This window comes from Serratia sp. EC4 (assembly GCF_059652115.1).
Genome location: NZ_JBNIDE010000001.1, coordinates 197,372 through 223,323, shown reverse-complemented (window position 1 = coordinate 223,323; position 25,952 = coordinate 197,372). Strand labels below are relative to the sequence as shown.

Genomic DNA, 25,952 nt, shown 5'->3' with positions numbered 1-25,952 from the left:
GAGTTCATCACGTTACGGGGTTATCGCCAACTTAATCACGCCATCGCGCTTTTCGGAGAACAGGTGGTAAGCCTCGGCAATATTCTCCAGTTGAAAACGATGCGTCACGAACGGCGTGAGATCCAAACCGCCATGCTGGATCACGTTCATCATTCTGCGCATCCGTTCCTTGCCGCCGGGGCACAGAGCCGACCGAATCGTATGATCGCCCAGCCCATAGGCAAACGCCTCGACAGGCAATTGAATATCGTCGCTATAGACGCCAAGGCTGGACAATGTGCCACCGGGTTTTAAGACTCGCAGCGCCTGATTAAAGGTGGCCTGCGTCCCCAAACACTCGATGCTGGCATCCACGCCGCGCCCTGCCGTAATCTTGAATATTTCATCAATCACATCGGTTTCCTTGTAATTCAACAAGACGTTTGCCCCCATTTTTCCCGCCATCATCAGCTTTTCGGGAGAGCTGCTGATGGCAATAATCAGGCTGGCGCCCTGCAGGCGAGCGCCCGCAGTGGCGCATAAACCGATCGGTCCCTGGGCGAAGATGGCCACCGTGTCACCAATGTTAATGTTGGCATTTTCCGCGCCTTTAAAACCGGTAGACATCACATCCGGGCACATCAGCACCTGTTCATCCGTCAGACCGTCGGGGATGAGCGCCAGATTAGCTTCCGCATCAGGCACCAAGACATATTCAGCCTGAGTGCCGTCGATAACGTTGCCGAAGCGCCAACCCGCCGTGGCTTTATAGCCATGGCAGCGGCATTCGGGTAAATAGGAACCGTCCTGCGCGGGAAAGCCGTCCTGACATGAATAGGAGGTAAAAGAGGGGCAAATAGCCCCAGCCAATGCCCGCTGCCCCTCTTGAAAGCCTTTAACATTGCTTCCCAACTTTTCAATAATGCCGACCGGCTCATGGCCAATGGTCAACCTACGCGGCACCGCGTACTCTCCCTTGAGGATATGAATATCCGTGCCGCAGATTGTCGTCGTGGTTATTTTGAGCAAGGCATCGTTGGGGCCAGGGGAAGGAATAGGTTTTTCAATGAGTTCTATTCGCCCCTTTTCGATAAAGGCAGCGGCTTTCATCATGCGCATGGCGGAAGATCCTTTGGTTTCTGCCGAAGTGGCTACAGAAAAGAATAATCCAATCGGTCATTTTTTCCGATTTTACCGCCTTGGGAAATAATTAAACACGCCAGTAATCTTTATCGGTAAATAATATAAAAAATATAATTCAATAAAATAACATCCAATAAAATCTGCTTTGTCACGCTGCCGAAAAACACGGTCGATTTATATCGACAGACGCTGCATCATTTCTCTTTCCAAATACTCTACGCTCAGCGAAAATATACGTTATCTGATTGATAAGTCATGCAGGAAATGCCATGTCACGACTCCCCCTCCTCCCGCTGAGCCTGGCACTTGCCGGCTGCGTGCCAATGCAGCCTGATGGCTGTGAAAAAGCCAGTGCGGTGAATGATTGCGTTTATGCCTGGCGTGCAGGCAGCGATGTTCCAACGGCAAAGCAACCGCCTAACCTGGGATGCGACGGACAAGTTTTTTATGAGCGGCCACACTATTCCGCCTCTGCGAAGGCAGAAAAACGCGAAGGCGAAGTGAGCGCAACGTTTGATGTTGATGATAAGGGTAAAGCCAGAAATATCGTGCTGACGGGCACCCCAGAGTTCTATCGCGACACCAAAAGCGCCATCGCACGCAGCTGCTGGACACCGGGCCGTGTTCATGAAACGGCGTTGTTTACTTTTAAACTCTCTGGTGATGCAGATGCCAACCGATAAGCGAATCTCGGCCGGCGATCAACGCCCTGTTCACTTCGGCGCGTAAATCTCTCTGAGCGTGGCGATCACTTTCGCCACGTTTGGGTTATCGATGCGGTAAAACAAGGTTTGCGCTTCGCGTCGGTACGTCACCAGACCTTCATTGCGCATTTTCGCCAGATGCTGCGACAGCGCCGATTGGCTGAGCGGCACCAACTGTTGTAGCTCCCCCACGGCAATCTCATCGTGTTTCAATAGCAGGCAAAGCACCAGCAAGCGGTGTTCATTGCCTATCGCTTTCAACAGCCTGGCGGCTTCAACCGCTCCGTCGATCAAAAAGGGATCCTGCTTAGCTTTTGCATTCATGGTCAATCACCGCCCCGTCATCATTCAGCCGCATTATAGCGGCTTTCAGGCGCTGGCACAGCATTACATTAGCATTTATTAAATTAGGTATTGCTAATTTATGCAATCCTAATATAACCTTGTATTCAAGCCGATTGGCTCTCCCTGAGGCCGCCGGCCTTCCCCTACACAAGTGAGAATGCGTTATGAATATGCCAACCCTGGTGCTGCTGGCGTTTGCCGGCTGGACATTATTGATTCTATTCGGCACCGTCGGCGTTTATCGCTGGTCCAGAATTTTAACCGGCCGCGCCACGGTCAGCGAATGGCAAGCGAACAAACCGCAGGGCAGCGATGGCTACCAGCGCGCCATTGCGGCGCATCGCAACTGCATTGAGAATTTGCCGGTTTATACGGCCCTCGTTGTGGCGATAGCCGTATTTCAGGTGGAAAGCACCACGCTGAATGTCTTGTCTCTGGTCCTGCTCGGCGCGCGCATGGCGCAGAGTCTGGTTCACATCGGTTTCGAGCAGACGGAAAACGTCGCCACCTGGCGCTTCGCTTTCTTTTTCACACAAATCGTCACGATGTTTTGGATGGGGATGGAGATCGTCAGGAGCCTGCCATGACGATCACGAACCTGGCGGAGCCCCATGCGGTGACCCGTTTCCTCTATGACGCAGACAAACCCGAGGGGCAGCGGGCCATCCTCTACTTTTCCGCATCCTGGTGCCGCCCCTGCCAGAATATGCAGGGGATCGTTGAACAGCTGCACCGTCACGCCAACGAGATCGCCTTCGGCAGCATTGACGTCGCGCTGGCGCCGACGCTCGCCCCTGCGTTCGGCATCAAATCCGTGCCCTCCCTCGCCCTGTTTGAGGATGCGCGCCTCATCGCAATCATCGCGGGTGAGGTTCCCTTGCAACGGTTGACTCAACGGGTGGCGGCGGCATTCGCCGCCGTTACAACATCCACTCGATCGGCAGCCAGCCGGCCACGGTGAGAACGATGCGTTTTACCCAGCCGGCGCCGGGCTCTTGTTGATGCACCTCGGTGTGGCCGTCTTCGAAGGCTTCGTTCCACACCATTTTGCCCTTGGGCGTCAATGTCGGCCGATAGGCGGCATACTCGAGCGGGCCATCAAACAGTTGACGGGTGTCGGCCGCCAACGTCGGGCTGTCGATCAAGAATCCCATTTCGCAGTTCAGGTGCGCCGAGCGCGGATCGAAATTGAACGAACCGATAAACACCCGCTTATCGTCGATGGCGAAGGTTTTCGCGTGCAGCGCCGCGCCGGACAACCCTAGCGGTTTAAGCTCCTTGCGCCCCGTCGGTTGGCCGGCGCGCAATTTCAACTCGAACAGCTCCACGCCCGCCTGCAGCAGCTCACGTCGGTATTTGGCATAGCCCGCATGCACCACCAGCACGTCGGTGGTGTTCATCGCGTTGGTCAGCACGCGGATGGACTTCCCCTGTTTGGCAAGCGATTCAAAAAAGCTTGCCCCTTCCCGGCCCGGCACGAAATAGGCGGAGACCAGATCCAATTGCTGGTTGACGCCGCCGATGATCTTGCTGAGCTGCGTCACCATCAAACGATCGCGCGAAGCCCTACCCAACCCTTTCGCCGGATCGTCGGCCACCAGCTCGACCTGAGTGAATTCCGGCTGCACGGCGCCATCGCGAAAACGCACCGCACTGGTTTCCAGCTGCACCGCCAGTTTGCGGGCCCGGTCGCTGCTTTCGGTCGCGGTGGCCTGCGTCAGGAAAGCAGAAAGATTGCCTTTGCCTCGGATAATTTGCTCAACGCCAAACACCGAAGCGCTGTTCCAGTAGCGATCGAAGACCTCGGCGGTTTCCGCCACCACGTTGCCGACGCTCAACACGTCGAGATCGAGGAAATAGTTTTCGTCGCCGACCTGGAAATACTCGTCGCCGATGTTGCGGCCGCCGATGATCGCCACAGCGCCGTCGACGATATAAGACTTGTTATGCATGCGCCGGTTCATGCGCATAAAGTCAAAGGCGTAGCCGGCCAACTTCGGCGTGCGCACGGTTGAGGGGTTGAACAGACGGATCTCGACGTTTTCCTGGGCGTTCAGCGCCGCCAGGGTCTCGTCCATGGCGACGCCGTTATCATCCAAGAGCAGCCGCACGCGCACGCCGCGCTGGGCGGCGTCATACAAGGTTTTCAGCAGGATCTGCCCGGAGGTGTCGTTATGCCAGATATAGTACTGGGCATCGATAGACCTTTCCGCCATCCGCGCCAGCGCCAGGCGGCTGGCGAACGCATCGTGGCCGCTGACCAGCGGCACCACGCCGCTCAGGCCGGGATGTGCCGCCATCTGTTCGGCGGCCCGCGCCGGCAATAGCGCGGTAGGATCCGCCGGCAACGCCGCCTGCGGCGAACGCTGCGAAATATCCGGCAAACGAAAGATGACTCTTGCCGCAATAATGGCGATCGTCACGGCGATAATCAGATACACGACAATTTTTATCACGGGAAGCGGCCTCGGAGGTTGACTGCTTTGCTTTATACGTCATTAGGTTGCTTCAATCTATAGGAGAAGCGCGCTATGCGCGAGGTCCGCTTGGAAAACGAAAAAATATCTTACGGTACTATCAAAATCATGCCAGTTGCGCCGTATTGCACAACTGGCACATCTATCGGCTTGAATTTATTCCCGCTTAGGCATGCTTCTTAAATGACGAACATCCATTTCTGTCAGCGCAACGCCATTCAACGGCGAAGCGCCATTGATATCCCTGACGGTACCAAATACCTGACAACCTATGGCTTTAAAAGCCAAGGCGGCAGCCCCGCCAATGCCTGATGAAACGCCGGTAATCAGAACGACTTTATGTTCAGACATTTTTTAATCCTTCAGACGTGGAATGGTTTTCGGTTGGCAAGGTTGCCGTTGGGCTCTTTATCCGGAACCAGATGGCATACATAGCAGGCAGGAACACCAGCGTAATAATGGTCCCACCCAGTGTCCCGCCTATCAGGGTATAGGCCAGGGTTCCCCAGAATACCGAGTGGGTTAACGGGATAAAGGCCAGAATGGCCGCCATCGCCGTCAGCAGTACAGGCCTGGAGCGCTGTACCGTTGCCTCAATGACCGCATGATAGGGTTCAAGCCCTTCCTGCTCGTTGTGATGAATCTGCCCGGTGAGGATCAGCGTGTTGCGCATCAAGATCCCTGACAGGGCAATCAAACCAACCAGCGCATTGATGCCAAAGGGCTGGTTGAAGAGCAGCAAGGTTGGCACCACACCGACCAGCCCCAGCGGTGCGGTCATAAAGACCATCACCATCGCCGACATCGAACGCACCTGAAGGATAATGATCAGCAATGTCATGGCTATCATGATAGGGAATAACGGCACCATCGCTTGGGTCGCTTTCCCTGACTCCTCAATAGAGCCAGCCTGTTCAACCCGGTATCCATTCGGAAGCGTTGCGATGATGGGCTGCAGTTGTTTGAAAATCGCAGTGGAGACATCAGGTGCCTGAAGGGATTCGGCGATATCGCCTCGCACGGTAATGGTTAGCATACGGTCGCGACGTCGCAGGACCGGGTCTTCCATGCGCACTTCGACCTCGCCAACCTGCGATAACGGAATACGCTGCCCGGCAGAACCGATCAGGGTGAAACCCTCTATTTTCGCCGGATCAAGCCTGATATCGCCGGCAGCGCGTCCCACGACCTGCACCGAACGGATATCTTCGCGCACCGCGGTGACCGGAACACCCGAAAGCAAGAACTGAAGCTGCTGGGCCACGGCATTTGACGTCAGCCCCACTGCCTGCAGGCGGTCCTGATTCAGGGTGAAATGCAGCGTTGGCACGCGTGAGCCCCAATCCGTGTTGACCGTTCTCATCAGCGGGCTGGCCTGCATCACCATTTTCACCTTGTCCGCGATGCCTCGTAATACCGTCGGATCTGATCCTGTCACACGGAAGGCAACCGGATAGGGTGAATAGGGGCCAAACACCAGTTGGGTCACGCGAACTCGCGCCTCAGGAGCCAGTCCATCAGCCGCAGCCTGGCGAAGACGGAACTTGAGCGCCTCACGGGATCCCTCACTGTCCGTCAGGATAACAATTTTCGCAAAAGAGGGATCGGGTAGCTCCGGTGCCATGGCGAGATAAAAACGTGGTGCCCCTTGCCCGATATAAGCCGTCACGATTTTTGCTTCTTTCTGGCGCTTCAGCCAGTCCTCAATTTTCGTCACGGCGGCGCTGGTCTGTTCAATGGACGTGCCATACGGCATCTGGACGTCCACAAGGACCTCTGGCCGGTCAGACGTCGGGAAAAACTGTTTTTTCACCAGCGCCATGCCGAGAACCGCAACGGTGAATACCGCGACGACAGAAGCCGCGACCCACCATTTTCGCGCGATGACCCGCGCCAGCAACTGACGAAAACGGTTGTAGCGGCGGGTGTTGTAGATAGCGGTGTGCCCCCCTTGAACCGTTTTGATATCCGGCAGCATTTTCACCCCAAGGTAAGGGGTAAACACCACTGCCACCACCCAGGAGGCAATCAATGCAATTCCCACAATCCAGAACATATTGCTGGTATATTCACCCGCCGTGGATTGTGCAAAACCGTTAGGCATAAAGCCAACGGCCGTCACCAGGGTGCCTGCCAGCATCGGCGCAGCAGTGTGGCTCCATGCATAGGCTGAGGCTTTGATTCGGTCGTACCCCTCCTCCATTTTCACCACCATCATTTCAATGGCAATGATGGCGTCATCCACCAACAACCCCAGGGCCAGGATGAGCGAGCCCAGGGTAATACGGTCGAAGTTTTTACCTGACGCCTCCATGACCACAAAGACGACAGCCAGCGTCAGGGGCACAGCAGCAGCGACCACCACACCCACACGCCAACCCATACTGAGAAAGCAGACCACCATCACGACCAGCAACGCGACGAAAAATTTGATCATGAACTCATCTACGGCGGAACTGATGTTAACTGACTGATCGGTGACTTTTACGAATGTCATGCCGAGTGGCATGTCCGCATTGATGCTGGCGGCTTCCTTATCCAGCGCTTTACCCAACTCCAGACCATTCCAGCCCTCACGCATCACGATACCCAGCAGAAGTGCAGGTTCGCCCTGATTACGCACCATAAAGGTCGCCGGATCTTCGTAGCCACGCTCGACCGTCGCCACATCGGAAAGCTTCAGCGTCCTCCCTTGCACCACAATCGGCGTTTCACGAATTTTTTCCAGTGTGTCAAAGGCCCCATCCAGACGGATAAAAACCTGCGGACCACGGGTATCTATCGAGCCCGCAGGTGTCAGCACGTTCTGGTTGTTCAGGGCTGCAAAGATATCCTGGGCAGAGACCCCCAGGGTTGCCAGACGGTCATGGGAAAATGAGACAAATATCCGCTCGGCCTGCTCACCGATAATATTGACCTTTTTTACCCCGGGAACATGTAATAAGCGCTGGCGTAATGACTCGGCATCGCGCACCAGTAGCCACTGTGGCTCTCCTTTTGCCTTCAGCGCAAAGAGCGCAAACGTGACATCCGAAAACTCATCGTTGACCATCGGTCCAGACACCCCTGCCGGCAAATTTTTAGCCTCGTCGCTGAGTTTTTTGCGTGCCTGATAGAACTCTTCCTGGACCTCTGCGGGGGGAGTGCTGTCCAGCAATGACAGCATGGTAAAAGCCAGACCGGGACGCGTGTAGGTCTCTGTGCGGTCATACCACTTGAGCTCCTGGAGACGCTTCTCCAGCGGTTCGGCCACCTGATCCTGCATTTCCTTAGCCGTTGCTCCAGGCCAGGCGGAAATGATGGTCATCTGCTTGACCGTAAAAGGCGGGTCTTCTGCGCGCCCCAGCCCAAGGAACGAGAGAATACCGGCAACGGTGATCAACAGGATAAGAAACAGCGTAACGGAGCGCTCGCGGACGGCGAGCGCGGAAAGATTGAAACGTCCGCGACTCATGGACGACTCCCGGCGACACGGATATCGCTCTGCTTCGCCAGCCGGACTGTTTCACCATCATGCAGTAGATGAGCGCCCAGCGCCACGACCTGTTCGCCAGGCTTAAGGCTGCCGGTGACGCTTGCTGCATCATCCCCGAGGCTCACGACCTGCACGGACCGCCATGTCACTCTGGCGGGATTTCCTGAAATGCTCCAGACCCCCGGGCCTTTACCCGCGTCAAAAACAGCCGCTAAAGGCACCTGCAGCAACGGCTGCGATGCTCTGTTCTGCGCAATATGGATGGTGACAGTGGCCCCCAAAGGGGCACCAGACAATGGACCGTCGAGCACGTACCTTGCTTCAAACGTGCGCGTCAGCGGATCGGCTGCATCAGAGAGTAACCGTAGCTTCGCAGAAACAGAGGGGGTATCGCTGCCGTACAGAGAGGCCTGTGCCACGCTTCCAATTACCGGGCGCAGCGTCTCAGGCAACTGGACGACCGCTTCGCGTTGTCCTGCCCTCGCCAGCCTGATAACTGGCTGTCCGGCGCTGACCACCTGACCAGGTTCGGCCAGCGTATCCATCACCACTCCGTCGGCGTCAGCGACCAGGACTGCATAGCCCATGGCGTTTTGCGCCACATTCGCCTGCGCCTTGGCGGCACTGAGGTCAGCCCTGGCCGTCTCTGCGGCAGCCTTAACCTGATCGTAAGCGGATGCCGACACAGCGCCTGTGGTGACCAGACCGCGATAACGCGATTCATCATCCGCTGTCTGTCGGGCTCGCGCTTTTGCTGCGGCGACGGCCTGCTGCTGAGCCTGAGCCTGTAGGCTCAGATCAACCGGGTCCAGACGCATTAACGGCTGACCACGTTTCACGGCCTGACCGGTATCGACGAGACGTTCCAGGATTTTTCCTTGAACCCTGAAACCAAGATCGCTCTGAATTCGTGCAACCACCACCCCCGTAAAAGCACGGGAAAAGTCGGTTGCATTGATCGCTGCGGCAGACCTGACCAGAGGTGGCAGACTGCGTGGATCGCTGCTATCGGAAGCCTCACCGCAGGCCACAAGGGCAAACGGCAACAGACAGACAGCAAAGGTGACAGGTTTAAGTCCGAGCATGGGTTCCCTTAATGAATTGAACAGGACAGGAACCCATACTTATACTTGTGACCATTATTGTCAATGGTCACAACATCAGGGTGACAAACTTCTCAGGATCAGTGATGGCAGCAATACCGCCGCTGCTTGGACGGTTTCCAAATTATATTGCAGCTGAACCGGGCTGATATAGGGACGCATGACCATAAAAATCGCATCCGCCGCCTCGTCCAGTGGCGTTTTTCTTTCAAACTCACCTGCCTGGCGCCCTTCAACAATGATCTGCTCAATGAGCTGCCGCAGGTGCTGCTCATGAGCTTGTGCTGAGGGCCATTTGTCACGCACAGCAACGGCCGCAATATCGTGCAACTTACGGTCATGAAAAAATAAATCGCAGCCAGATTCTGACAATGCCTTGAATAATCGCCTTATTTTCTCTGCGGCTGTCGGCGCATCCGCAATCGCTGCGTTGACAATGTCCCTTATGATCGCCAGCCGATTAGCGCAGATCACTTCTCCAATCGCCTGCTTGGAATCGAAAAATTTATAGATATAAGCTTTTGAAAAACCAATTGCTTTGGCGAGGTCGGAAACCGTTGTTTTTTCGTAGCCATAGTGACCGAAATGCTCAGTGGCCGCGTCAACGACCTGATCGCGGACACTGTGGTCGGAAGGTCCCCTGGAAGGAGTTTCATTCATCTGTTTAGTCATTTTCCCATCTTAGCCCAATGAAGCTCGGTTGACAACGAGTGACCAATTGGTAATATGGTCACAATCCTAAATACACTTGCGCTCTGACAGATTTTTCGCCGGATGATACAGCGACCCCGGGCACTCCACTGAATCAACAAAACGGAACATCTCACCATGAATAATGACGTCATCATCATCGGCGGCAGCTTTGCCGGTCTCGCCGCAGCCCTGCAGCTTGGCCGTGCCCGTCGCACGGTCACCGTTCTCGATACCGGCCTTCAGCGCAACCGCTTCGCTAGCCGTTCACACGGTGTGCTCGGCCACGATGACAAACCACCGTCCGACATCCTGGCCGCGGCGCGGCAGCAACTCGCGCGCTACCCTGCCATCAAGATGGTTAATGCCCGCGCGGACAGCATCTCCGGTACTATTGACAATTTCTCCGTCCTCACTGGCGATAGTGAAACCCTACGTGCGCGCCGCCTGATCCTGAGCTATGGCGTTGTTGACCAGATGCCTGACATTCCTGGCTTTGCTGAAGGCTGGGGCACATCCGTCATCCCATGCCCCTATTGCGATGGCTTCGAAGTTGCTGACCAGCATTGGGGCCTCGTCTGGTCTGGAGCGCAGTCGATGAATCAGGTCAGGCTGTTTCACGACTGGACCGACAGGTTGACTGTCTTCAGCAATGGACACGACATCTCTCCCGACATACGGACCGAACTGGCGGCCCGCCAGGTCCCTCTCGTTGATGGCCGGATCGCCGAAATCGCACGTCACGGGAGCCAGATTGCCACCATCAAGATCGATACCGGCACCGATGTCGCAGTCGATATTCTCTTCGCACATCCGCTTACCAGGCCGTCCACACGCCTTCATGACGCACTGGGCCTCGCCACGCTCAATACGCCAACCGGCATCGTCCTTAAGACCGATGAGCGCCACGAAACCAGTATGCCAGGCATCTATGCCGCCGGTGACCTTGCCAACGCCGGCATCCCCTCAGTCACCACGGCGACATGGCAAGGCGCGATGGCGGGTATCTTCGCTCAGCAGTCGATGCTCACTTGAGTGCAAGCAACAACGATCTCCAAGCGGCTCCTGCCATAAGGCTATAGCGTAAAGCGCGAAGGCGAAACGCCAAACAGTTTTTTGAACGCCACCGAATAGGCGCTGTGACTCTCGTAACCGCTTTCGAAGGCGGCGTGGATGATCGAGTTGCCGGCCAGCAGCAGCGGAATGGACGACAGCAGCCGCAGACGTTGTTTCCACTGGCCGAAGGTGATGCCGGTTTGTTGACTGAAATGGCGTTGAAAGGTCTTTACGCTGATCGACAGTGAATCGGCCCAGGCCTCAATACCGCGTTCGTCGGCCGGTGTGATGACCAACTGCCGGCAAATTTCGGCCATTCTCGCCTCTGCCGGCCAAGGCAGATGCAGCGCCAGCTGCGGCTGCAGGCTCAGTTCCTCCAGGAACAACGCTCTCAGCAGCGCATTGCGTTTGGTCTCCGCCCCTTCAGGCGCCAGCGTCGCCAACTGGGCGATCAGTTCTCGCAACAGCGGTGAAACCTGTAATACGCCGTCGCGCAGCGGCAAACGCGCGGCGGTGATTTCATCGACCAAAATCCCGTAAACGCAGATATTGCTCTGCATGACGATCTGATGTTCTACCCCCGGCCGCAACCAAACCGCGGTGGTGGGCGGCACGATCCAGCGCCCGCTGCTCGCCTCGACCGCCATAATGCCCTGTTGCGAATAGAGCAAATGACAGCGTTTATGCGAGTGGTAAGGAATGACGAAGCCCGCCGGATAGTGTTTCACCAGCCCCGTCACCTCGAACGAGGAATTTTCGTGGCTGCTGAGGTCGATGCGTTTCGTTTCGGCGTTGTCGACTTCGAATCCCATGATCGTTTGTCCCTTTTGATAACGCGAATGTCTTTTATTTGATAGAGGGACCGCATGATCCTCCATATAGTGACGTTCTCGCAAGCCACACCAGGGGCCTTATGCGAAGAAACTCACTATTTACACCAAAATTTCATCGTTCTGCGTAAAACGGAGGCGATGACGTTGCGCATGCGCTGCGCGATGGCGGCTCGTTGCGGGGGCGACGCGGCCGAAAGTGATGGAGAGGGAAAGCGCAGTGGCATAAATCAGGAGGTGTACGCATCAATCAGCAGGTAGCTCGGCCTGGGGGGCGGCTTAATGCTGAAGGGATAGGGAGAGCGCCTAGGCTCTCCTCCATCCAACGTGGTTATCTCATCAACGGGCCAACTCGGCGCCGTCCAGCTCGGAAATCGCCAGACAAATCACTTCCGTGATGGCCTGTACCGTATAAGCGGTATTGGCAGGAATGATCAACATCTCATGGGGTTGCAACGTCTGATCGTCAACCTTCAGTTCACCGCTCAGCACCATCAGTTTCACCCAGCCCGGGTGAAAACGCGCCGGTTGTCGGCTGCCCGCATCCAGCTTCAGCAACGCCGTATGGCCAGGCGTCTCCCGTTTCAAAATGTGAAAGTGTACCCCATCGTAAGGCATGTTTTCGTAATGCAGTGACGCCAGTGTTCTCTTATGCATGGTAAGTGTCCTCGTGACCGGTGAGTAGCTGCTCCGCCTTCGGTCGCCGTAAAAACGATTGGCGGCTGTCCCTACCGAAAGCACAGGCTCGCAGCCTCTTGGCGAACGGATTAACTGTCGTACTTGCAGCGGCCCGATCGGCCGCCGTTTCATGCCTAACCTGCCTCAGGCATGCTACTAAATATATAAGAGCCTCGCCGACGGCGCAAAAAACCGCTGCACGGTTGAGCGCATTACGGTGCTGATCCGTAGTCGGAAAACCTGAACGGCGAGACCAATGCGCCGTCTGCCGGAGATCGCGATGATCTCCCCCCTTCACACCCCATCATTAATAAATCGCGCCGGGCGATAAGCGTGCGGAATGGCGGGGTTAACGCCATGCAGCAGCTCGTCGCCGATCAGTCGGCCAAGCGTCGGTGCGCACATCACGGCCGGATGCATCACCGCCACATAGAGGCAGGTGGCGCCCAGCGGCCCGACGATGGGATAACCGTCGCGCGGCCGGGGGCGCATCCCCACCGCACACGCCTGCAGTTGCAAGGGCGCCGTGCCTGACAGGCGCCCTTCAATCGCCGATTGCGCTTCGCCCTCCACGCGGTTTTCATCGCCGTGCGCAGGATAATCCTCCGCCGCCAGCAGATCGCCATTTTGCGCATGACGCACTTCGATGTCGTCGCCCGCAATCAGCGTGTTCACCACCTGCGCCGCCGCGTGATAGCGTAACAAAATGGCCGGTGACGCCTCGATCGGCAGCGAGAATCCGCTGCCGTCCAGCAGCGCCGAGATCCCCGTACCGCAGGCGAGCACCACCCGATCGGCGGCAATCGCGCCTTCCTCGGTAACGATGCCGATGATCTGCCCGTCTTCACGCAAAAATCCGCTGACGGTTCGCCCCAGGAGCAACTCCCCGCCCCACGAGCGAACGCATTCGAGCAACCGCTGTGTCACGTCTTGCGGATCGACGGCGCCGTCACGCGCCGCAAAATACGCTTGGCTATCGGGCTGCCTGAGCCCCGGTTCCAGCACTGTCACCTCGGCGGAGGGCAAAAGCCGATTATCGGGGTTTTGCGTCGCCGGCGCCTGGCCATAGCTGAGCGCGCCGGACCAATTCACCCAGAGATCCGGGATCTCCTGCGCCAGGCGTATCCAGTCAGCCACGATCTCGCGCCGCAGAAACGCGTCGGGAGCGCCCTCAAGCACGCCTTCGCTGATCCAGCCGAACGAGCGGCCTGTGGCTCCCGCCGCGGGATGCGCCTGCTCAACGACGATAACGTGCTGCCCTTGGCGCGCGAGATGATAGGCGATCGATGCGCCGACAATCCCGGCGCCCACGATGACCATGCGTGATGATGTTCCATTCATTTAATGATGTCCGAACCTCATTTCACGTGTTGTCGCCAAAGCAACCCTGCCGCCAGGCAGGCTACCCCGCCGCCGCAGGCCAACACGGCATAAGACGAGCCCCAGCTCTGGGTGGTATCCATCACGACGCCAAAGGATAACGGGGCGAACGAACCGATGCCGAACCCCAGCAACGATCGCCAGCCCATCACGCTACCGAGCTGTTGCGGCGGCACGTTGTCCGCCATCGCCGCCGACAGCACGCCGGAGTCGCCGAGAATAAAGAAACTGCCGATGCTGACGAACAGCAGCGTCCAGCCTGGCCCCCAGTTCGCCGACCACCCCATCAGCAGCGATCCCAACGCGCCCGCGGCGCCCATAAACATCAACACCGATGCACGATTGAAATAGTCGGAAACGGTGCCGACAATCAGCGTGGCGATCATGCCGGCCAGGTGGATCACCGCCGCGACGATCAATCCTGCGCTGAGCGGATCCAGAGAGAAACCGCTCAATGCCTCGCTGACCAGGCTGGGCGCCCAGGCCCAGTTACCGAGCAGTTCCCAGCTGTGAGCGATATACCCGATCAGCAATAGCAGGGTCGCATAGGTGATAGCATAGCTTTCTCGTTTCGTCTTCCTTCCCAGCGTGCGCGGTTGCGGTTCCTGATAACCGACCAGGGCCAACGAACCCGCCAGCGCCCCCAGTAACGCACCGGCGGCGCACAGGGAAAACGCCACGCCGGCGCCCCAGCGCATGGCGCTCCAACCGGCGATGAAAACCGACAGAAAATACCCCAACGAACTGGCCGCCAGGATCATGCCGATGGCGTAACCGCGTCGGGCCGGGCCGTTCATCCCCATCGCTAACAGCAGCGCCGGCGTATAGGCGCCGCCCTGCGTCAGGCCGACGAAGGCCATCAACACCAGCGCACCGATATACGAATGGGCAAACACGGCGAACAGCATCAGCGCACCGGCGCCCAGCCAGGAAAACAGCAGATACACGCGACGCGCGCCCAGCGAATCACACCACCAGGAAGCCACCAGCAACGCCAGGGCGTTGGTCAGGCTGAACACCGTCTGCACCGTACCGGCGGAGGCGGCGTCGAGCTGCCACTCGCTTCTGATGGTCGGCAGCGCGCCGGCAAACATCATGGTGCCCAGGCAGAGGCCAGCCCGGCTCACGCAAAGCAAAAAGAAAGCTCGCATTTCAGCGCCGCCTCCCTGCCAACCGCAGGGTGAGGATAACGCCATTAACGCACATGACCGATAGCCAAAAGATCCGCATCATAAACTCAGCAATCAGAAGGAGATGCCTCATCATAGTGAGCAAAATCAACGGCTGACAAACGATCTTTCCTCCCTCATTTGGTTGAGCTAGACTCAACCTATGAAAAAAATCCACTCCCTGCCGCACCTGTCCGCTTTCGAAGCCGCCGCCCGTCTCGGCAGCTTCAGCGCCGCTGCGGATGAGCTGTTTCTCACCACCGGCGCGGTCAGCCGCCATATTCGCAGTCTCGAAGCACAGCTGGGGGTCACGCTGTTTTATCGCGGACACAAATCCGTGCGGCTGACGCAGGCCGGCGAGAATTTTTCCCGCACCGCATCTCGGGTGATAAGCGAACTGTATGCCGCGGAAAGCGCGCTGAAAGCGAGCGCCGGTCGGCAACGGCTGGTGGTGCACAGCCTGCCGACGTTCACCATGCACTGGCTGATGCCGAAACTGGCGGCGTTCAACGAGATTCATCCGGAGGTCGCGGTTGATATCACCACCGCCACTGGGGCCGTCGATCGCAATATGCCGTTTGATCTGGCGATCAGGCGCGACCCCGCGCACTTCTCAGGGCTGAAGGCGATCCCTTTTTTGCAGGAAGACAGCCTGTTGGTCTGCAGCCAGAGCTATTTGCGCACCATGCCGATCAGTGCGCCAGACAATCTGGCCGGGCATACAGCCATTCGCATCCGCGCCCGGGAAGATTTATGGCGCAGCTGGTTGAATACCTATCCGACGGCGCTGGACGCCTCGCCGCTGACGCTCGACCATACCTTCGCCGCCATTCAGGCGGCCGAAGACGGCCTGGGACTGGCCGTCGTGCCTTACCTGTTCTGCGCCAAACATCTGTCGTCCGGCCGGCTGGTGTCGCCCTTCCCGGCGTTGACGATTCGAACCGGCGTTTATTCCCTGCTGCTGCGCGATCGGGACGATGAGGTCGTGAGAAAGTTCGCCACCTGGCTGCAGACGTTCCAGGCGTAAGCGCCGTATTGGATCCCGCCGCAAAAGCGCACCGCGCTAACGGTATTTCTCAGGCGTGCAGCGTCAGGCCTTTTATCGCCTTATCCACCGCTTTCTTCGGCCCGCGCAGCGCCAGGCCGACCAAATCCAGGTTGTCCGCGTCTTCGGCGAGAAAAACCTGCCGGTTGGCTGCATCGTGCCCGGTCGAGAACATGGCGTGCACATAGGGGATTAGCGTCAATTCCCGTTCCAGCCCTTTGCGATGCGCATTTTGCAGGCCCGGCAGATCCGCGGCGAAAATCAGCATCGGCTGCCCGGAAATGCCGCCGTAGCGTCTGCCTTGCGCATCCACGTAACATTCGCCGATGATCTCCGGGGCGGCGGCGGCGATGCCCGTCGCCAGAAAGGCCACCACGTTCAGCCGCTGCCAGGTTTGCAGATCGTCGCGCACGATAAACGCTATCTTGGTATCAAACATGTTTCGCTCTACTCCGTTGTGCTCTTAAAAGCGCATCATCGGCGATGAGCGAGTCAGCGGTATAGAACGTTTGTGCACTGCCGTTGATAGGCCGCCGGCGATAAACGGTAGGCGCGCCGGAACCAGCGGCCCAAATGACTCTGGTCGGCAAAGCCTACCTGCATGGCGACCTGCGCCGGCTCTTCCCCCTGCGCCAGTAACAGTCGCGCGGCACGCAGCCTCAGCCGGATCAGGTAAGCATGCGGCGACTGGCCGAAAGCGCGGGTGAATTGGCGAGTCAGACGGAAACGATCCAGACCGCACTGAAGCGCAAGTTCCTCCAGACTGGGATTATCCGCCATGTGCTCGTGCAAGTAGTCCCGTAAACGATTCATCTCAATCAAAGCGTCATCGCGTTGGGACGTTGGCCTGACGCGTATATGCCGCGCCAAAAGCGTCAGCAGTTGGTCCAGGCTTTGATCGCGCGCCAGCCGGCCTTCCCTCTGATGCAACGCAAAAAAAGCCTGTTGTATCGCGGTCGCCAGCATCGGATCGTCGGTCAACGTGCTGTGGAAGGCGCCTTCCAGCACTGAAGCGTCCCCCAATCCGCGGCGCTGCATCGCGTCGGAGACCCAGCGCTGCGGCAGATAAAGCATCGCATAGGTAAACCCTTCGGCCTGCGGCGCATGGCCATCGTGCACCGCGCCCGGCTCGATCAGCATGGCGCGCCCCGGCCGGCTGGTGTGCAGCGAGCGGTGGCAATTGAAACGCTGCAAGCCCTGCTGCGTGACGCCCACCAGCATTTCATCATGATCGTGAGGATCGTAGGCATGCCCCTGAAAGTGGGCGTTGACGCTCTCAATACCCGTTTCGTCATCGCGCCGCAGTTCGAGCCAGTCTGTATGTTGATGATTGGACGCCATGCAATAAATCCGGAGTTCTGCTTACAGGAAAAGAAAAAACAGCTTACCCTGAGACCGCCACCGTTGCACGCTCACAGCTCGCAGATGGCATAAGTGCCCTTTCCGGCCGATTTCGCCTGATACATCGCGCCGTCGGCGCGGGTCAACAGCATCTCCTCCGTCACATCGCCGCGTGGAGAAATGGCCGCGCCTATGCTGGCGGAAAGCCGTACCTTCTGCGGCCCGATCTGCGTAATTTTGGCCAGTTGCGCCAACACGTTTTCGCAAAATTCGCTGACCTCGCGCCGCGGATCCGTCAACGGCCACAGGATCACCGTGAACTCGTCACCGGCCAGGCGCGAGACGCTGTGGTGCTCGCCTGCGCAGGCGCTGAGCAATGTGGCGAATGTCTTCAGGATCGCGTCGCCGAAGTCATGACCATAGCTGTCGTTAAGGGTTTTGAACCCGTCGAGATCGATAAACAACAGCGCCATCTGCCGCTGATGGCAACAGGCCTGCAACGTGCCCGACAACCGGCGCAGAAACGCGCGTCGATTGGTCAATCCGGTCAGCATGTCATGGGTTGCGTCATATTCCAGCCGCTGCTGCAGCCGCTTCAACTCGGTAATGTCCATGGACAGAATGTAAAACCCCTGCGTTTCGCACGGCACCAGCGTGGTGTGGATCATCAGCAGTCCCTTTTGGGTCTGGAGCTCATTTTCAAAGCTCACCATTTCCCCCGCCAGGGCCCTGTCTATCATCGGTTTCGCTATCTGATAAACGTTCTCCCCCATAAAATCGCGCACCGTCATTCCTCTGAGGCGGCTTTCTTCCAGGCCAAACCAGGTTTTGTAGGCGCTGTTGGCGAACAGGTAGCGTTCATTGCCGTCGATCTGGCTGATCAACGCCGGCATATTGTCGGTAATGGCGCGCAGGCGTTCCTTCTCCGCGCTGAGCTGATATTCGGCGAGCACCCGGGTTTCAATCTCTTCGTTGAGTTTCTTGACGACCACATTCAGCTCCCGCGTGCGGATTTCGACGCGTTGTTCCAGCTCGTGTTGCAGAGCGAACAGATCGGCCTCCGCCGCCTTGCGCTCGCTGATATCGACGATAACCGAGATGAAATGATCCGGTTTGCCGTTAGGCAACCGGTTTAACGCCACCGTCAGCTGCACCCAGACGATCGAGCCGTCGGCGCGGAAATAACGTTTCTCCAGCGAATAAGTGCTGATCTCGTTTCTCAGCAGTTGCTGCAGTTTTTCCAGATCGGTGTTGAGATCGAGCGGATAGGTAATGTCCTGAAAGGTGCGATCCATCAGCTCGCGCTCGGAATAGCGCAACATTTCGCAGATGCGCGGATTGACCCGCAACCAATACCCCTGCAGCGACACCAGCGCCATCCCTACCGCCGCCTGGGCGAAGGTCTGTTCGAACAGGGCTTCCGAGCGTTGCAGATTGGACTTCAGGTTTTCGGTATAGACGTGGCGTTCAATGCTCTGCAAATACTCCTCCACCACGGCGGCGAAGTCGTGCAGGTCGGCCAGTTGTTCCGGGGAAAACGGCTGCGGCTGGCTGTCGATAATGCACAGGGTGCCGAGCGGCAACCCGTCGAGCGACAGCAGCGGTTGCCCAACGTAGAAACCGATCCGCGGTCCGCCAATCACCAGCGGATTATCAAAAAAGCGCGGATCGTTGGCGGTATCGGGCACCACCAGCGCTTCGCGTTGCAAGATAGCATGGCCGCAAAATGAGATATTGCGCGGCGTTTCCCGGGCATCCAGGCCGTAACGCGATAAAAACCATTGACGATCCCGGTCGATCAATGACACCAGCGCGATGGTCACGCCGAAGTATTTCGCCGCCAGCCGCGTGATGCGATCCAGTTTCTCCACCGAGTTTGAATCCAGCACGTTCAGCGAATTCAATACCGACAGGCGTTCAGCTTCGTTTTCGGGGAAGCAGGGTTCGAGCATGTTGTCTCCCAATGTGTCACCGACGGCCCCGGCATAGCCGGCGTGAGTCCGTTCAGCGTTTTCGTCGGTTGGCGGCAAATATCCTTGTCCATCATAGACTCACTCAGTATCAATCCGATTGCGCATTCTCGCCAGCTTTGCCGGGCGTTGCGTTTGCCACCGCGCTGCGCTACAGTCGTTCACAAGGTGATGGTGTTCCACCTTTCCCAACCGCCGCGTTCGCTCGAACCGGATGATGACGCCTGATATACAACTTCGCTTTATTTTTTAGGCAGGTATGTCAGGAGTCGCTATGAATGAAATCCCACGTTTTACCCCTTTTCCGCCCCAGCCTGATCTCACCGTGCGGGAAATGCCGCTGTACGTTTTCGGCCATAAGAATCCCGACAGCGACAGCATCTGCAGCGCGCTGGTGGTCGCGGACTGGCTCAATCACCTCGGCAAACCGGCTGTCGCTTTCCGCCTTGGCGAACTGACGCCGGAAACCCGCTACATACTGGCCGCCGCCGGCGTACAAGCGCCTCCGCTGCTGAAAGACGATCTCCGTGACCGTAAAGTCTGGCTGGTCGATTTTACCGACGTCGAACAAGGGCCGGCCTCATTGCCCGACAGCGATGTGGTCGGCGTTATCGACCATCACCGGCTGGGCACGTTAATCACCCGCAACCCGCCCGATGTCTGGGTTCGCGCCGTCGGCTGTTGCGCCACCGTGATCCTGCAGATCCTGGCGGCGGAAAGGCCGATGCCGCTTTCTTCCGCCCAGGCCACGCTGCTGCTGGGCGCGATTTTGAGCGATACCGTCGCGCTGAGCGCGCCGACCACCACCGAACAGGATCGGCTGGCGGTCTCGCGGTTGCGCGCAATTTCTCACGTTGACTATGACGCCTTCACCGCCGGGCTGCTGGCCGCCAAAACCGATCTTTCGGGGCAATCCGCCGCGCAGTTGCTGCAGCGCGACGCCAAGAATTATCGCATCCATAGCGTCTCGCTGCTGCTGTCGCAGATAGAAGTGCGGGCCATGAGCGACATCGATCCGCTGTTGCCCGCGCTGCAACAGGCGCTTGAACACGCGAAGCAGGAAGCCGGGCTGGCGATGGCCGCGCTATTGGTCACCGATATCACCTGCCGTCGCTCCACCCTGTATTTCTCGCCGAACCGGGTGCTCGACATTCGTCAGGTGTCGCTGCCCGGCATGACGAGCCGGAAAAAAGAGGTTTTACCGTGGTTAACCCGCCAGATCGCTAACGCAGGGAGATAAGTCATGCCGCTCTACCAACATGCTTTACTGCTGGTGCAGGATGAACGCGACGGCCGGCTGCTGTTGCGTCATGCCGAACGCCTCAATCAGCAGATGAATACGCGCATTACCGTGGCGCACATCAGCGCCGACTATGCCGAGCTGGACTACCTCAGCGATTCGCTGACCAAAGATCGCCAGTCCAGCGAGGTGATCGCCGCCAAAGCCATGCTCAGCCGTCTGGTGGAAGACTGCTCAATCCCCCTGGAGGTGCGCGCAATTGTCAGCATCCATCGCTTCAAAGACGTCGAAGCCCTGGTTGCCCGCAAAGGGGTCGATCTGTTGCTGCTCGGCCATCAGAACCGTCCGTTCGGCGTCTTTGCCTCCTTCGGCTTCGAGTTCATTAACCATTTGTCGATCGACGTGCTGATAAAGCATGTGCCTACTCCCTAGAATGAGGTGACTACCCATGAGCTATGAGATTGAAAGCGTAACCGCCAGAGAGATCCTGGATTCGCGCGGCAACCCGACCGTCGAAGTTGAAATGACTGCGGCGGGCGTCGTGGCACGGGCTTCGGTTCCCTCCGGCGCCAGCACCGGTTCACGCGAGGCGGTGGAACACCGCGACGGCGATCCGCACCGTTACGGCGGTAAAGGCGTACTGGAGGCGGTGCACAGCGTCAAAACGGCGATCAATGAGGCGCTGCGCGGGGTGGATGTGCGCCAACAAGAGGAGATTGACCGCCGGCTGATCGCGCTGGACGGCAGCGAGAACAAGAGCCGATTGGGGGCCAACGCCCTGCTCGGCGTTTCTCTGGCCGCCGCCCGCCTCGCGGCGCAATTGTCGCAACTGCCGCTGTATCGTTATCTGGGCGGCATCGGCGCCAACCTGCTGCCGGTGCCCTGCATGAATATCATCAACGGCGGCGTGCACGCCCGTTGGCAAGGGGCGGACTTTCAGGAGTTTATGATAGCCCCGCTGGGCGCGCCGTCGCTGCGCGAAGCCGTGCGCTGGGGCAGTGAAGTCTATCAGGCGCTGCGCCAAATCCTGTTGGAACAAGGCCTGTCGGTCGGCGTCGGCGACGAAGGCGGTTTCGCGCCGGCGGTTGCCTCGAACTGGCAACCGCTGGAGCTGATCGTGCAGGCGATAGAGAAAGCCGGTTATCAACCGGGAGACGATATCGCCATTTGTATGGACCCGGCCTCAAGTGAATTCTATGCCAACGGCAAATATCGCCTGCGCAGCGAAAACGCTGAACTGGATGCCGAACAGATGACGGCCTATTACCAGCGGCTGGTGCAGGATTTTCCCATCGTGCTGATTGAAGACGGTTTGGCCGAGGACGATTGGGCCGGCTGGCGCATTCTCAGCGACACCCTGGGCGATCAAGTGGAACTGGTCGGTGACGATCTGTTCGTCACCAACGTGAAATACATCCAGCGCGGGATTGATGAACGGTTGGCCAATGCGGCGCTGATCAAATTGAACCAGATCGGCACGCTGAGCGAAACTTTCGCCGCCGTGCAGCTTTGCCAGGCAAACGGCTGGGGCGCCTTTATCTCGCACCGCAGCGGCGAAACCGTCGACAGCTTTATCGCCGATATGACGGTTGCGATGCGAGCCGGCCATTTGAAAACCGGCGCGCCGTGCCGCGGCGAGCGCATCGAAAAATACAATCAGCTGATGCGCATTGAGGAGCAATTGGGCACCGCGGCGGTATATGCCGGGCGCGCCGCCTTTAAACGCCGTTAATCTTTGCAGGCCGGCCACGCACCGGCCTGTTTTTCATTTTTTGCGCGGCATAATCCCGCCACGCCGGATTCCAACAGAATACGCCGCGTCGCCATCAACGTCTCACGCTGCTCGTTCAGCGTCGCCATCATCCGCTCGATTTCCGCCAGCCGGCTGTCGACGCCCTGTATCAACCCATCCTCATAATCGCTGCCCTGCAGCGCCAATACCCCGCGGATCGCCTGCAGCGAAAATCCCAGGTTCTGGCCGATTTGGATCAGGTGCAGCCGCTCCAGCGCGCTTTCGCTATACACCCGATATCCGTTAACGCCGCGCACCGCTTTGGGCAGCAGACCCTGCTGTTCGTAGTAACGTATCGCCGAGGCGGCCATGCCGGCGCGCTCCGCCAACTCTCCGATTTTCATGCCCTATTGACCTTAAAGTTAACTTTAAACTTAGTATAGCGCCATTCACCCTGCGACAGGAACGTACCCGATGTTTACCCCGCTGATTCTGCCCAACGGCAGCCGCTTACCCAACCGTCTGGCCAAGGCCGCGTTGGAAGAAAATCTGGCCGATGAAGGCCAACTGCCCGGCCCCGCGCTATGGCGTCTGTATCGCCACTGGGGTATCGGCGGCGCCGGCCTCATCATCACCGGCAACGTGATGATCGACGGCCGCGCCATGACCGGCCCCGGCGGCGTGGTGCTGGAACAGGATACGCCGCTCGCCCCGTTTGAAACCTGGGCCAAGGCCGCGCGCCAGGCAGGCGCGCAGGTATGGATGCAGCTCAGCCACCCGGGCCGTCAGGTGATGGCCAACATGGGCGGCAACGCCTGGGCGCCCTCCGCCATCCCAATGGCGATGGGCAAGTACAGCAAGCAGTTTGCCCCGCCGCAGGCCATGAGCGAAGCGCAGATTGCCGAGGTGATCGCCCGCTTCGCCGCCAGCGCGCATGCCGCCGAACAGGCCGGGTTTACCGGCGTGCAGATCCATGCGGCGCACGGCTACCTCATCTCCCAGTTCTTGTCGCCGTTGTCCAACCAGCGCAGCGATCGTTGGGGGGGCGAGCTGGCGAATCGCGCCCGCCTGCTGCTGGAGGTGGTGAGCGCGGTGCGCCAGCGTGTCTCGCCAGGCTTTTGCGTGGCGGTCAAACTGAACTCCGCCGATTTTCAGCGCGGCGGCTTTTCGCCGGACGAGGCCCGACAGGTATTGTTGATGCTCAACGAACTGCCGGTCGATCTGGTGGAGTTGTCGGGCGGGAGTTATGAAAGCCCGGCGATGCAGGGGGAAGCGGCGGACGACAGCACCCTGGCGCGCGAAGCCTATTTTCTGACCTTCGCCCGCGATCTCGCCGCAGTAGCCCGCATGCCGGTGATGACCACCGGCGGCATCACCCGCCCGACGGTGGCGCAACAGGTGCTGAACAGCGGCGTCGCGGTAGTCGGCATCGCCACCGCCATGGCGGAAATTCCCGATCTGCCGCACCGCTGGCAAACCGGCGAAGCCCCTCATGCACTGCCCGCTCCGGTAAAATGGCGCGACAAAACGCTGACGCTGCTCGCCCGCATGGCGCTGATCAAGCGCCGCATGCACGCCCTGAGCCGCGATCGGACGCGCAACGTGCGTTACTCCCCACTGTGGTCGCTGCTCATCGATAGATGGCGCACCCGCCGCACTCTGCGCCGCTATCACGTCTGGTTACGGCAACGTTAATGACCACGGCGCCGGCCGACTCGCCGGCGCCGCACAAAAATTCCGCTTTTTCGATCGCGCTACGTAAAATCTGCAAGAAATCACCACTCTGGATACCGCGCTTTTAACGCTCGATGACTTATATTCATCACAAATTTTGTGTATATAACCGCTATAGGACTTAAGGTGGTGAATAGATGAAAATAAGCCGCTATTTTCTATTTATGTTATTAATCGGAAATTCACCTTAATAATAAATGCATTAAAGAAGCAGCCAAAGGAAAGCAGAAAGGGATTTTTACGCAATGTTAAGGAAATGTTGTTTTCTGCCGGCAAAACCAACGGTCAACAAATCAACAACATATTGATGAGCCTAAGAAAAAACTAAACAATTCAAAACAAAATCGGCTATTGAGTCCCAGGCGAAAAAGCCATATATTGGTCGCGCTTTTCACAAGGCAGTTACTTTTCTAATTCATTAATTCAATCGTTGCGTGTTGAGACCTTCGGTTGTAGGAGAGATATGATGACGGATAAAGTCCGTATTGATACTTTAGTTGCAAACTCATTAAACGGAAACAATGAAACCTATTTGGCGCGTCAAGCCGAATTTGAGTCGAATGTTAGGAGTTATCCGCGCAAACTGCCGTTGGCAATTGCGAAAGCCCAGGGCGTTTGGATCACTGATGTTGAGAATAATCAATATCTTGATTGCCTGGCCGGGGCGGGAACGTTGGCTCTTGGACATAATCACCCCGACGTCCTGCAAAGCATCCAAAATGTCATTACCAGCGGCTTGCCGTTACATACTCTCGATCTCACGACCCCGTTGAAAGATCGTTTCTCCGATTACCTGCTCTCTCTGTTGCCTGGCGAAGGCAAAGAGTATTGCCTGCAGTTCTGCGGTCCGTCCGGCGCCGATGCGGTGGAAGCCGCGCTGAAGCTGGCGAAAAAGCACACCGGCCGTTCCGGCGTGATCAGCTTCTCCGGCGGTTATCACGGCATGACCCACGGCGCGCTGTCGGTCACCGGCAACCTGTCGCCGAAGGCGGCGATCAACGGCATGATGCCGGAAGTGCAGTTCATGCCTTACCCGCATGAATACCGCTGCCCGCTGGGCATCGGCGGCGAAGCCGGCGTCAAGGCGCTGACCTACTACTTCGACAACCTGATCAACGACGTGGAAAGCGGCGTGCGTAAACCGGCTGCGGTGATCCTGGAAGCCGTTCAGGGCGAAGGCGGGGTTAACCCGGCGCCGGCCGAGTGGCTGCAGCGCATCCGCAAAGTGACCCAGGAACACGGCATTCTGCTGATCATCGACGAAGTTCAGGCCGGTTTCGCCCGTACGGGCAAGCTGTTCGCCTTCGAACACGCGGGCATCGAGCCAGACATCATCGTGATGTCGAAAGCGGTCGGCGGCGGCTTGCCGCTCGCGGTGCTGGGCATCAAAAAAGAGTTCGACGCCTGGGAACCGGGCCACCACACCGGCACCTTCCGCGGCAACCAGCTGGCGATGGCCACCGGCCTGACCACCCTGCAGTACCTGAAAGAGCATAAGGTCGCCGACAAAGTGGCCGCTCAGGGCGAGTGGCTGAAAGGCAAGCTGGCCGAGCTGCAGAAACGTTATCCGGTGATCGGTCACGTCCGCGGTCTGGGCCTGATGATCGGCATCGAGATCGTCAAGCCGAACGAAGCGCAGGATCATATGGGCTGCTACCCGGCCGATGGCGAGCTGTCCGCGCTGCTGCAGAAGAAATGCTTCGAATCCGGTCTGATCCTGGAGCGCGGCGGGCGCAACGGCTGCGTGCTGCGCCTGCTGCCTTCCCTGCTGATCACCAATGATGAGCTGGGTATTTTCCTGGATAAATTTGAGCAGGCGCTGCTGGCCGCCGGCGTCAAGCCAGTCTGATTGGAGCGAATG

General features: G+C 58.1%; 25 protein-coding genes and 1 riboswitch. Of the genes, 10 read left to right on the top strand and 15 right to left on the bottom strand.

What is annotated here, in order from left to right:
* Positions 1–12 precede the first annotated feature (12 nt).
* On the bottom strand, positions 13–1,098 hold the full coding sequence (locus ACP39K_RS01030) for an NAD(P)-dependent alcohol dehydrogenase (RefSeq protein ID WP_497008229.1): 1,086 nt from the start codon (positions 1,096–1,098) through the stop codon (positions 13–15).
* Positions 1,099–1,391: 293 nt separating this feature from the next.
* Here ACP39K_RS01030 and ACP39K_RS01025 point away from each other — a divergent pair, with 293 nt between their 5' ends.
* Positions 1,392–1,805 carry an energy transducer TonB gene (locus ACP39K_RS01025; RefSeq protein WP_072009664.1) on the top strand — a complete coding sequence of 138 codons (414 nt, stop codon included), beginning with the start codon at positions 1,392–1,394 and terminating at the stop codon, positions 1,803–1,805.
* A 30-nt stretch (positions 1,806–1,835) separates the two neighbouring features.
* Here the strand turns inward: ACP39K_RS01025 and ACP39K_RS01020 are convergent, their stop codons facing one another.
* A complete protein-coding gene (locus tag ACP39K_RS01020; RefSeq protein WP_089184616.1) occupies positions 1,836–2,150 on the bottom strand; it encodes an ArsR/SmtB family transcription factor in 315 nt (104 codons plus the stop codon).
* 191 nt (positions 2,151–2,341) lie between these two features.
* Between ACP39K_RS01020 and ACP39K_RS01015 the strand changes: the two genes are divergently transcribed.
* A complete protein-coding gene (locus ACP39K_RS01015) occupies positions 2,342–2,758 on the top strand; it encodes an MAPEG family protein (RefSeq protein WP_232065837.1) in 417 nt (138 codons plus the stop codon).
* Positions 2,755–3,132: a thioredoxin family protein gene (locus ACP39K_RS01010; protein WP_042706934.1), complete on the top strand. Its 378-nt coding sequence runs from the start codon at positions 2,755–2,757 to the stop codon at positions 3,130–3,132. The genes ACP39K_RS01015 and ACP39K_RS01010 overlap by 4 nt, the downstream gene beginning before the upstream one ends.
* Here ACP39K_RS01010 and ACP39K_RS01005 read toward each other — a convergent pair.
* From ACP39K_RS01005 to ACP39K_RS00985, 5 genes are all read right to left on the bottom strand, one after another.
* Positions 3,092–4,627 carry a phospholipase D family protein gene (locus ACP39K_RS01005; RefSeq protein ID WP_033640323.1) on the bottom strand — a complete coding sequence of 512 codons (1,536 nt, stop codon included), beginning with the start codon at positions 4,625–4,627 and terminating at the stop codon, positions 3,092–3,094. The two genes, ACP39K_RS01010 and ACP39K_RS01005, sit on opposite strands and share 41 nt — an antisense overlap.
* Before the next feature lie 177 nt (positions 4,628–4,804).
* Positions 4,805–4,999: a Rossmann-fold NAD(P)-binding domain-containing protein gene (locus ACP39K_RS01000; RefSeq protein ID WP_197787743.1), complete on the bottom strand. Its 195-nt coding sequence runs from the start codon at positions 4,997–4,999 to the stop codon at positions 4,805–4,807.
* On the bottom strand, positions 4,992–8,102 hold the full coding sequence (locus ACP39K_RS00995) for an efflux RND transporter permease subunit (RefSeq protein ID WP_497008228.1): 3,111 nt from the start codon (positions 8,100–8,102) through the stop codon (positions 4,992–4,994). Before ACP39K_RS00995 ends, ACP39K_RS01000 begins: the two co-directional genes overlap by 8 nt.
* On the bottom strand, positions 8,099–9,208 hold the full coding sequence (locus ACP39K_RS00990; protein WP_060445156.1) for an efflux RND transporter periplasmic adaptor subunit: 1,110 nt from the start codon (positions 9,206–9,208) through the stop codon (positions 8,099–8,101). Before ACP39K_RS00990 ends, ACP39K_RS00995 begins: the two co-directional genes overlap by 4 nt.
* A gap of 75 nt (positions 9,209–9,283) precedes the next feature.
* Positions 9,284–9,898 (bottom strand): TetR/AcrR family transcriptional regulator, encoded by a 615-nt coding sequence (locus tag ACP39K_RS00985; protein ID WP_033640327.1) that lies wholly within the window; start codon positions 9,896–9,898, stop codon positions 9,284–9,286.
* Positions 9,899–10,054: 156 nt separating this feature from the next.
* On the opposite strand from ACP39K_RS00985, the gene ACP39K_RS00980 reads away from it, so the two are divergent.
* Positions 10,055–10,951 (top strand): NAD(P)/FAD-dependent oxidoreductase, encoded by an 897-nt coding sequence (locus ACP39K_RS00980; RefSeq protein ID WP_060445157.1) that lies wholly within the window; start codon positions 10,055–10,057, stop codon positions 10,949–10,951.
* Between the two features lie 41 nt (positions 10,952–10,992).
* Here ACP39K_RS00980 and ACP39K_RS00975 read toward each other — a convergent pair whose 3' ends face one another.
* The 4 genes from ACP39K_RS00975 to ACP39K_RS00960 all read right to left on the bottom strand — a co-directional run bounded on the left by ACP39K_RS00975 (position 10,993) and on the right by ACP39K_RS00960 (position 15,011).
* The gene (locus tag ACP39K_RS00975; protein WP_033640329.1) at positions 10,993–11,784 is read right to left on the bottom strand and encodes an AraC family transcriptional regulator; all 792 of its coding nucleotides are present in this window, start codon (positions 11,782–11,784) and stop codon (positions 10,993–10,995) included.
* Positions 11,785–12,141: 357 nt separating this feature from the next.
* A complete protein-coding gene (locus tag ACP39K_RS00970) occupies positions 12,142–12,459 on the bottom strand; it encodes a cupin domain-containing protein (protein WP_015377878.1) in 318 nt (105 codons plus the stop codon).
* A gap of 315 nt (positions 12,460–12,774) precedes the next feature.
* Complete coding sequence (locus tag ACP39K_RS00965) at positions 12,775–13,821, bottom strand: NAD(P)/FAD-dependent oxidoreductase (RefSeq protein WP_049299221.1); 1,047 nt, start codon at positions 13,819–13,821, stop codon at positions 12,775–12,777.
* A gap of 17 nt (positions 13,822–13,838) precedes the next feature.
* The gene (locus ACP39K_RS00960; RefSeq protein ID WP_227944603.1) at positions 13,839–15,011 is read right to left on the bottom strand and encodes an MFS transporter; all 1,173 of its coding nucleotides are present in this window, start codon (positions 15,009–15,011) and stop codon (positions 13,839–13,841) included.
* Positions 15,012–15,192: 181 nt separating this feature from the next.
* Between ACP39K_RS00960 and ACP39K_RS00955 the strand changes: the two genes are divergently transcribed.
* Positions 15,193–16,056 carry a LysR substrate-binding domain-containing protein gene (locus ACP39K_RS00955; RefSeq protein WP_497008227.1) on the top strand — a complete coding sequence of 288 codons (864 nt, stop codon included), beginning with the start codon at positions 15,193–15,195 and terminating at the stop codon, positions 16,054–16,056.
* A 49-nt stretch (positions 16,057–16,105) separates the two neighbouring features.
* Here the strand turns inward: ACP39K_RS00955 and ACP39K_RS00950 are convergent, their stop codons facing one another.
* The 3 genes from ACP39K_RS00950 to ACP39K_RS00940 form a co-directional block, all read right to left on the bottom strand.
* On the bottom strand, positions 16,106–16,513 hold the full coding sequence (locus tag ACP39K_RS00950; protein ID WP_016927731.1) for a DUF2000 family protein: 408 nt from the start codon (positions 16,511–16,513) through the stop codon (positions 16,106–16,108).
* Between the two features lie 53 nt (positions 16,514–16,566).
* On the bottom strand, positions 16,567–17,415 hold the full coding sequence (locus tag ACP39K_RS00945) for an AraC family transcriptional regulator (RefSeq protein ID WP_033640332.1): 849 nt from the start codon (positions 17,413–17,415) through the stop codon (positions 16,567–16,569).
* Between the two features lie 71 nt (positions 17,416–17,486).
* On the bottom strand, positions 17,487–19,367 hold the full coding sequence (locus ACP39K_RS00940) for a diguanylate cyclase domain-containing protein (protein ID WP_016927733.1): 1,881 nt from the start codon (positions 19,365–19,367) through the stop codon (positions 17,487–17,489).
* Between the two features lie 176 nt (positions 19,368–19,543).
* Positions 19,544–19,619, top strand: a riboswitch (Fluoride riboswitch).
* Between the two features lie 40 nt (positions 19,620–19,659).
* On the opposite strand from ACP39K_RS00940, the gene ACP39K_RS00935 reads away from it, so the two are divergent.
* Genes ACP39K_RS00935 through eno form a run of 3 tightly spaced genes read left to right on the top strand, consistent with a single transcriptional unit; the run spans position 19,660 to position 22,357 of the window.
* A complete protein-coding gene (locus tag ACP39K_RS00935) occupies positions 19,660–20,625 on the top strand; it encodes a DHHA2 domain-containing protein (protein ID WP_147827343.1) in 966 nt (321 codons plus the stop codon).
* Between the two features lie 3 nt (positions 20,626–20,628).
* Entirely contained in the window at positions 20,629–21,057 is a 429-nt protein-coding gene (locus tag ACP39K_RS00930) for an adenine nucleotide alpha hydrolase family protein (protein ID WP_048795432.1), read from the top strand.
* 16 nt (positions 21,058–21,073) lie between these two features.
* The gene (gene eno, locus ACP39K_RS00925) at positions 21,074–22,357 is read left to right on the top strand and encodes a phosphopyruvate hydratase (RefSeq protein WP_497008226.1); all 1,284 of its coding nucleotides are present in this window, start codon (positions 21,074–21,076) and stop codon (positions 22,355–22,357) included.
* On the opposite strand, the gene ACP39K_RS00920 is transcribed toward eno, so the two are convergent.
* Entirely contained in the window at positions 22,354–22,761 is a 408-nt protein-coding gene (locus tag ACP39K_RS00920) for a MerR family transcriptional regulator (protein ID WP_033640336.1), read from the bottom strand. The two genes, eno and ACP39K_RS00920, sit on opposite strands and share 4 nt — an antisense overlap.
* A gap of 70 nt (positions 22,762–22,831) precedes the next feature.
* Between ACP39K_RS00920 and ACP39K_RS00915 the strand changes: the two genes are divergently transcribed.
* Entirely contained in the window at positions 22,832–24,052 is a 1,221-nt protein-coding gene (locus ACP39K_RS00915; RefSeq protein WP_033640337.1) for an NADH:flavin oxidoreductase/NADH oxidase family protein, read from the top strand.
* Positions 24,053–24,557: 505 nt separating this feature from the next.
* Positions 24,558–25,940, top strand: a complete 1,383-nt coding sequence (locus ACP39K_RS00910; RefSeq protein WP_004937838.1) for a diaminobutyrate--2-oxoglutarate transaminase — start codon at positions 24,558–24,560, stop codon at positions 25,938–25,940.
* Positions 25,941–25,952: the final 12 nt, after the last annotated feature.

Bases quoted from the DNA above. Each gene is read 5' to 3' on its own strand.
- ACP39K_RS01030 (WP_497008229.1), bottom strand. From the start codon at position 1,098: ATGCGCATGATGAAAGCCGCTGCCTTTATCGAAAAGGGGCGAATAGAA.
- ACP39K_RS01025 (WP_072009664.1), top strand. From the start codon at position 1,392: ATGTCACGACTCCCCCTCCTCCCGCTGAGCCTGGCACTTGCCGGCTGC.
- ACP39K_RS01020 (WP_089184616.1), bottom strand. From the start codon at position 2,150: ATGAATGCAAAAGCTAAGCAGGATCCCTTTTTGATCGACGGAGCGGTT.
- ACP39K_RS01015 (WP_232065837.1), top strand. From the start codon at position 2,342: ATGCCAACCCTGGTGCTGCTGGCGTTTGCCGGCTGGACATTATTGATT.
- ACP39K_RS01010 (WP_042706934.1), top strand. From the start codon at position 2,755: ATGACGATCACGAACCTGGCGGAGCCCCATGCGGTGACCCGTTTCCTC.
- ACP39K_RS01000 (WP_197787743.1), bottom strand. From the start codon at position 4,999: ATGTCTGAACATAAAGTCGTTCTGATTACCGGCGTTTCATCAGGCATT.
- ACP39K_RS00995 (WP_497008228.1), bottom strand. From the start codon at position 8,102: ATGAGTCGCGGACGTTTCAATCTTTCCGCGCTCGCCGTCCGCGAGCGC.
- ACP39K_RS00990 (WP_060445156.1), bottom strand. From the start codon at position 9,208: ATGCTCGGACTTAAACCTGTCACCTTTGCTGTCTGTCTGTTGCCGTTT.
- ACP39K_RS00985 (WP_033640327.1), bottom strand. From the start codon at position 9,898: ATGACTAAACAGATGAATGAAACTCCTTCCAGGGGACCTTCCGACCAC.
- ACP39K_RS00980 (WP_060445157.1), top strand. From the start codon at position 10,055: ATGAATAATGACGTCATCATCATCGGCGGCAGCTTTGCCGGTCTCGCC.
- ACP39K_RS00975 (WP_033640329.1), bottom strand. From the start codon at position 11,784: ATGGGATTCGAAGTCGACAACGCCGAAACGAAACGCATCGACCTCAGC.
- ACP39K_RS00970 (WP_015377878.1), bottom strand. From the start codon at position 12,459: ATGCATAAGAGAACACTGGCGTCACTGCATTACGAAAACATGCCTTAC.
- ACP39K_RS00965 (WP_049299221.1), bottom strand. From the start codon at position 13,821: ATGAATGGAACATCATCACGCATGGTCATCGTGGGCGCCGGGATTGTC.
- ACP39K_RS00960 (WP_227944603.1), bottom strand. From the start codon at position 15,011: ATGCGAGCTTTCTTTTTGCTTTGCGTGAGCCGGGCTGGCCTCTGCCTG.
- ACP39K_RS00955 (WP_497008227.1), top strand. From the start codon at position 15,193: ATGAAAAAAATCCACTCCCTGCCGCACCTGTCCGCTTTCGAAGCCGCC.
- ACP39K_RS00950 (WP_016927731.1), bottom strand. From the start codon at position 16,513: ATGTTTGATACCAAGATAGCGTTTATCGTGCGCGACGATCTGCAAACC.
- ACP39K_RS00945 (WP_033640332.1), bottom strand. From the start codon at position 17,415: ATGGCGTCCAATCATCAACATACAGACTGGCTCGAACTGCGGCGCGAT.
- ACP39K_RS00940 (WP_016927733.1), bottom strand. From the start codon at position 19,367: ATGCTCGAACCCTGCTTCCCCGAAAACGAAGCTGAACGCCTGTCGGTA.
- ACP39K_RS00935 (WP_147827343.1), top strand. From the start codon at position 19,660: ATGAATGAAATCCCACGTTTTACCCCTTTTCCGCCCCAGCCTGATCTC.
- ACP39K_RS00930 (WP_048795432.1), top strand. From the start codon at position 20,629: ATGCCGCTCTACCAACATGCTTTACTGCTGGTGCAGGATGAACGCGAC.
- eno (WP_497008226.1), top strand. From the start codon at position 21,074: ATGAGCTATGAGATTGAAAGCGTAACCGCCAGAGAGATCCTGGATTCG.
- ACP39K_RS00920 (WP_033640336.1), bottom strand. From the start codon at position 22,761: ATGAAAATCGGAGAGTTGGCGGAGCGCGCCGGCATGGCCGCCTCGGCG.
- ACP39K_RS00915 (WP_033640337.1), top strand. From the start codon at position 22,832: ATGTTTACCCCGCTGATTCTGCCCAACGGCAGCCGCTTACCCAACCGT.
- ACP39K_RS00910 (WP_004937838.1), top strand. From the start codon at position 24,558: ATGACGGATAAAGTCCGTATTGATACTTTAGTTGCAAACTCATTAAAC.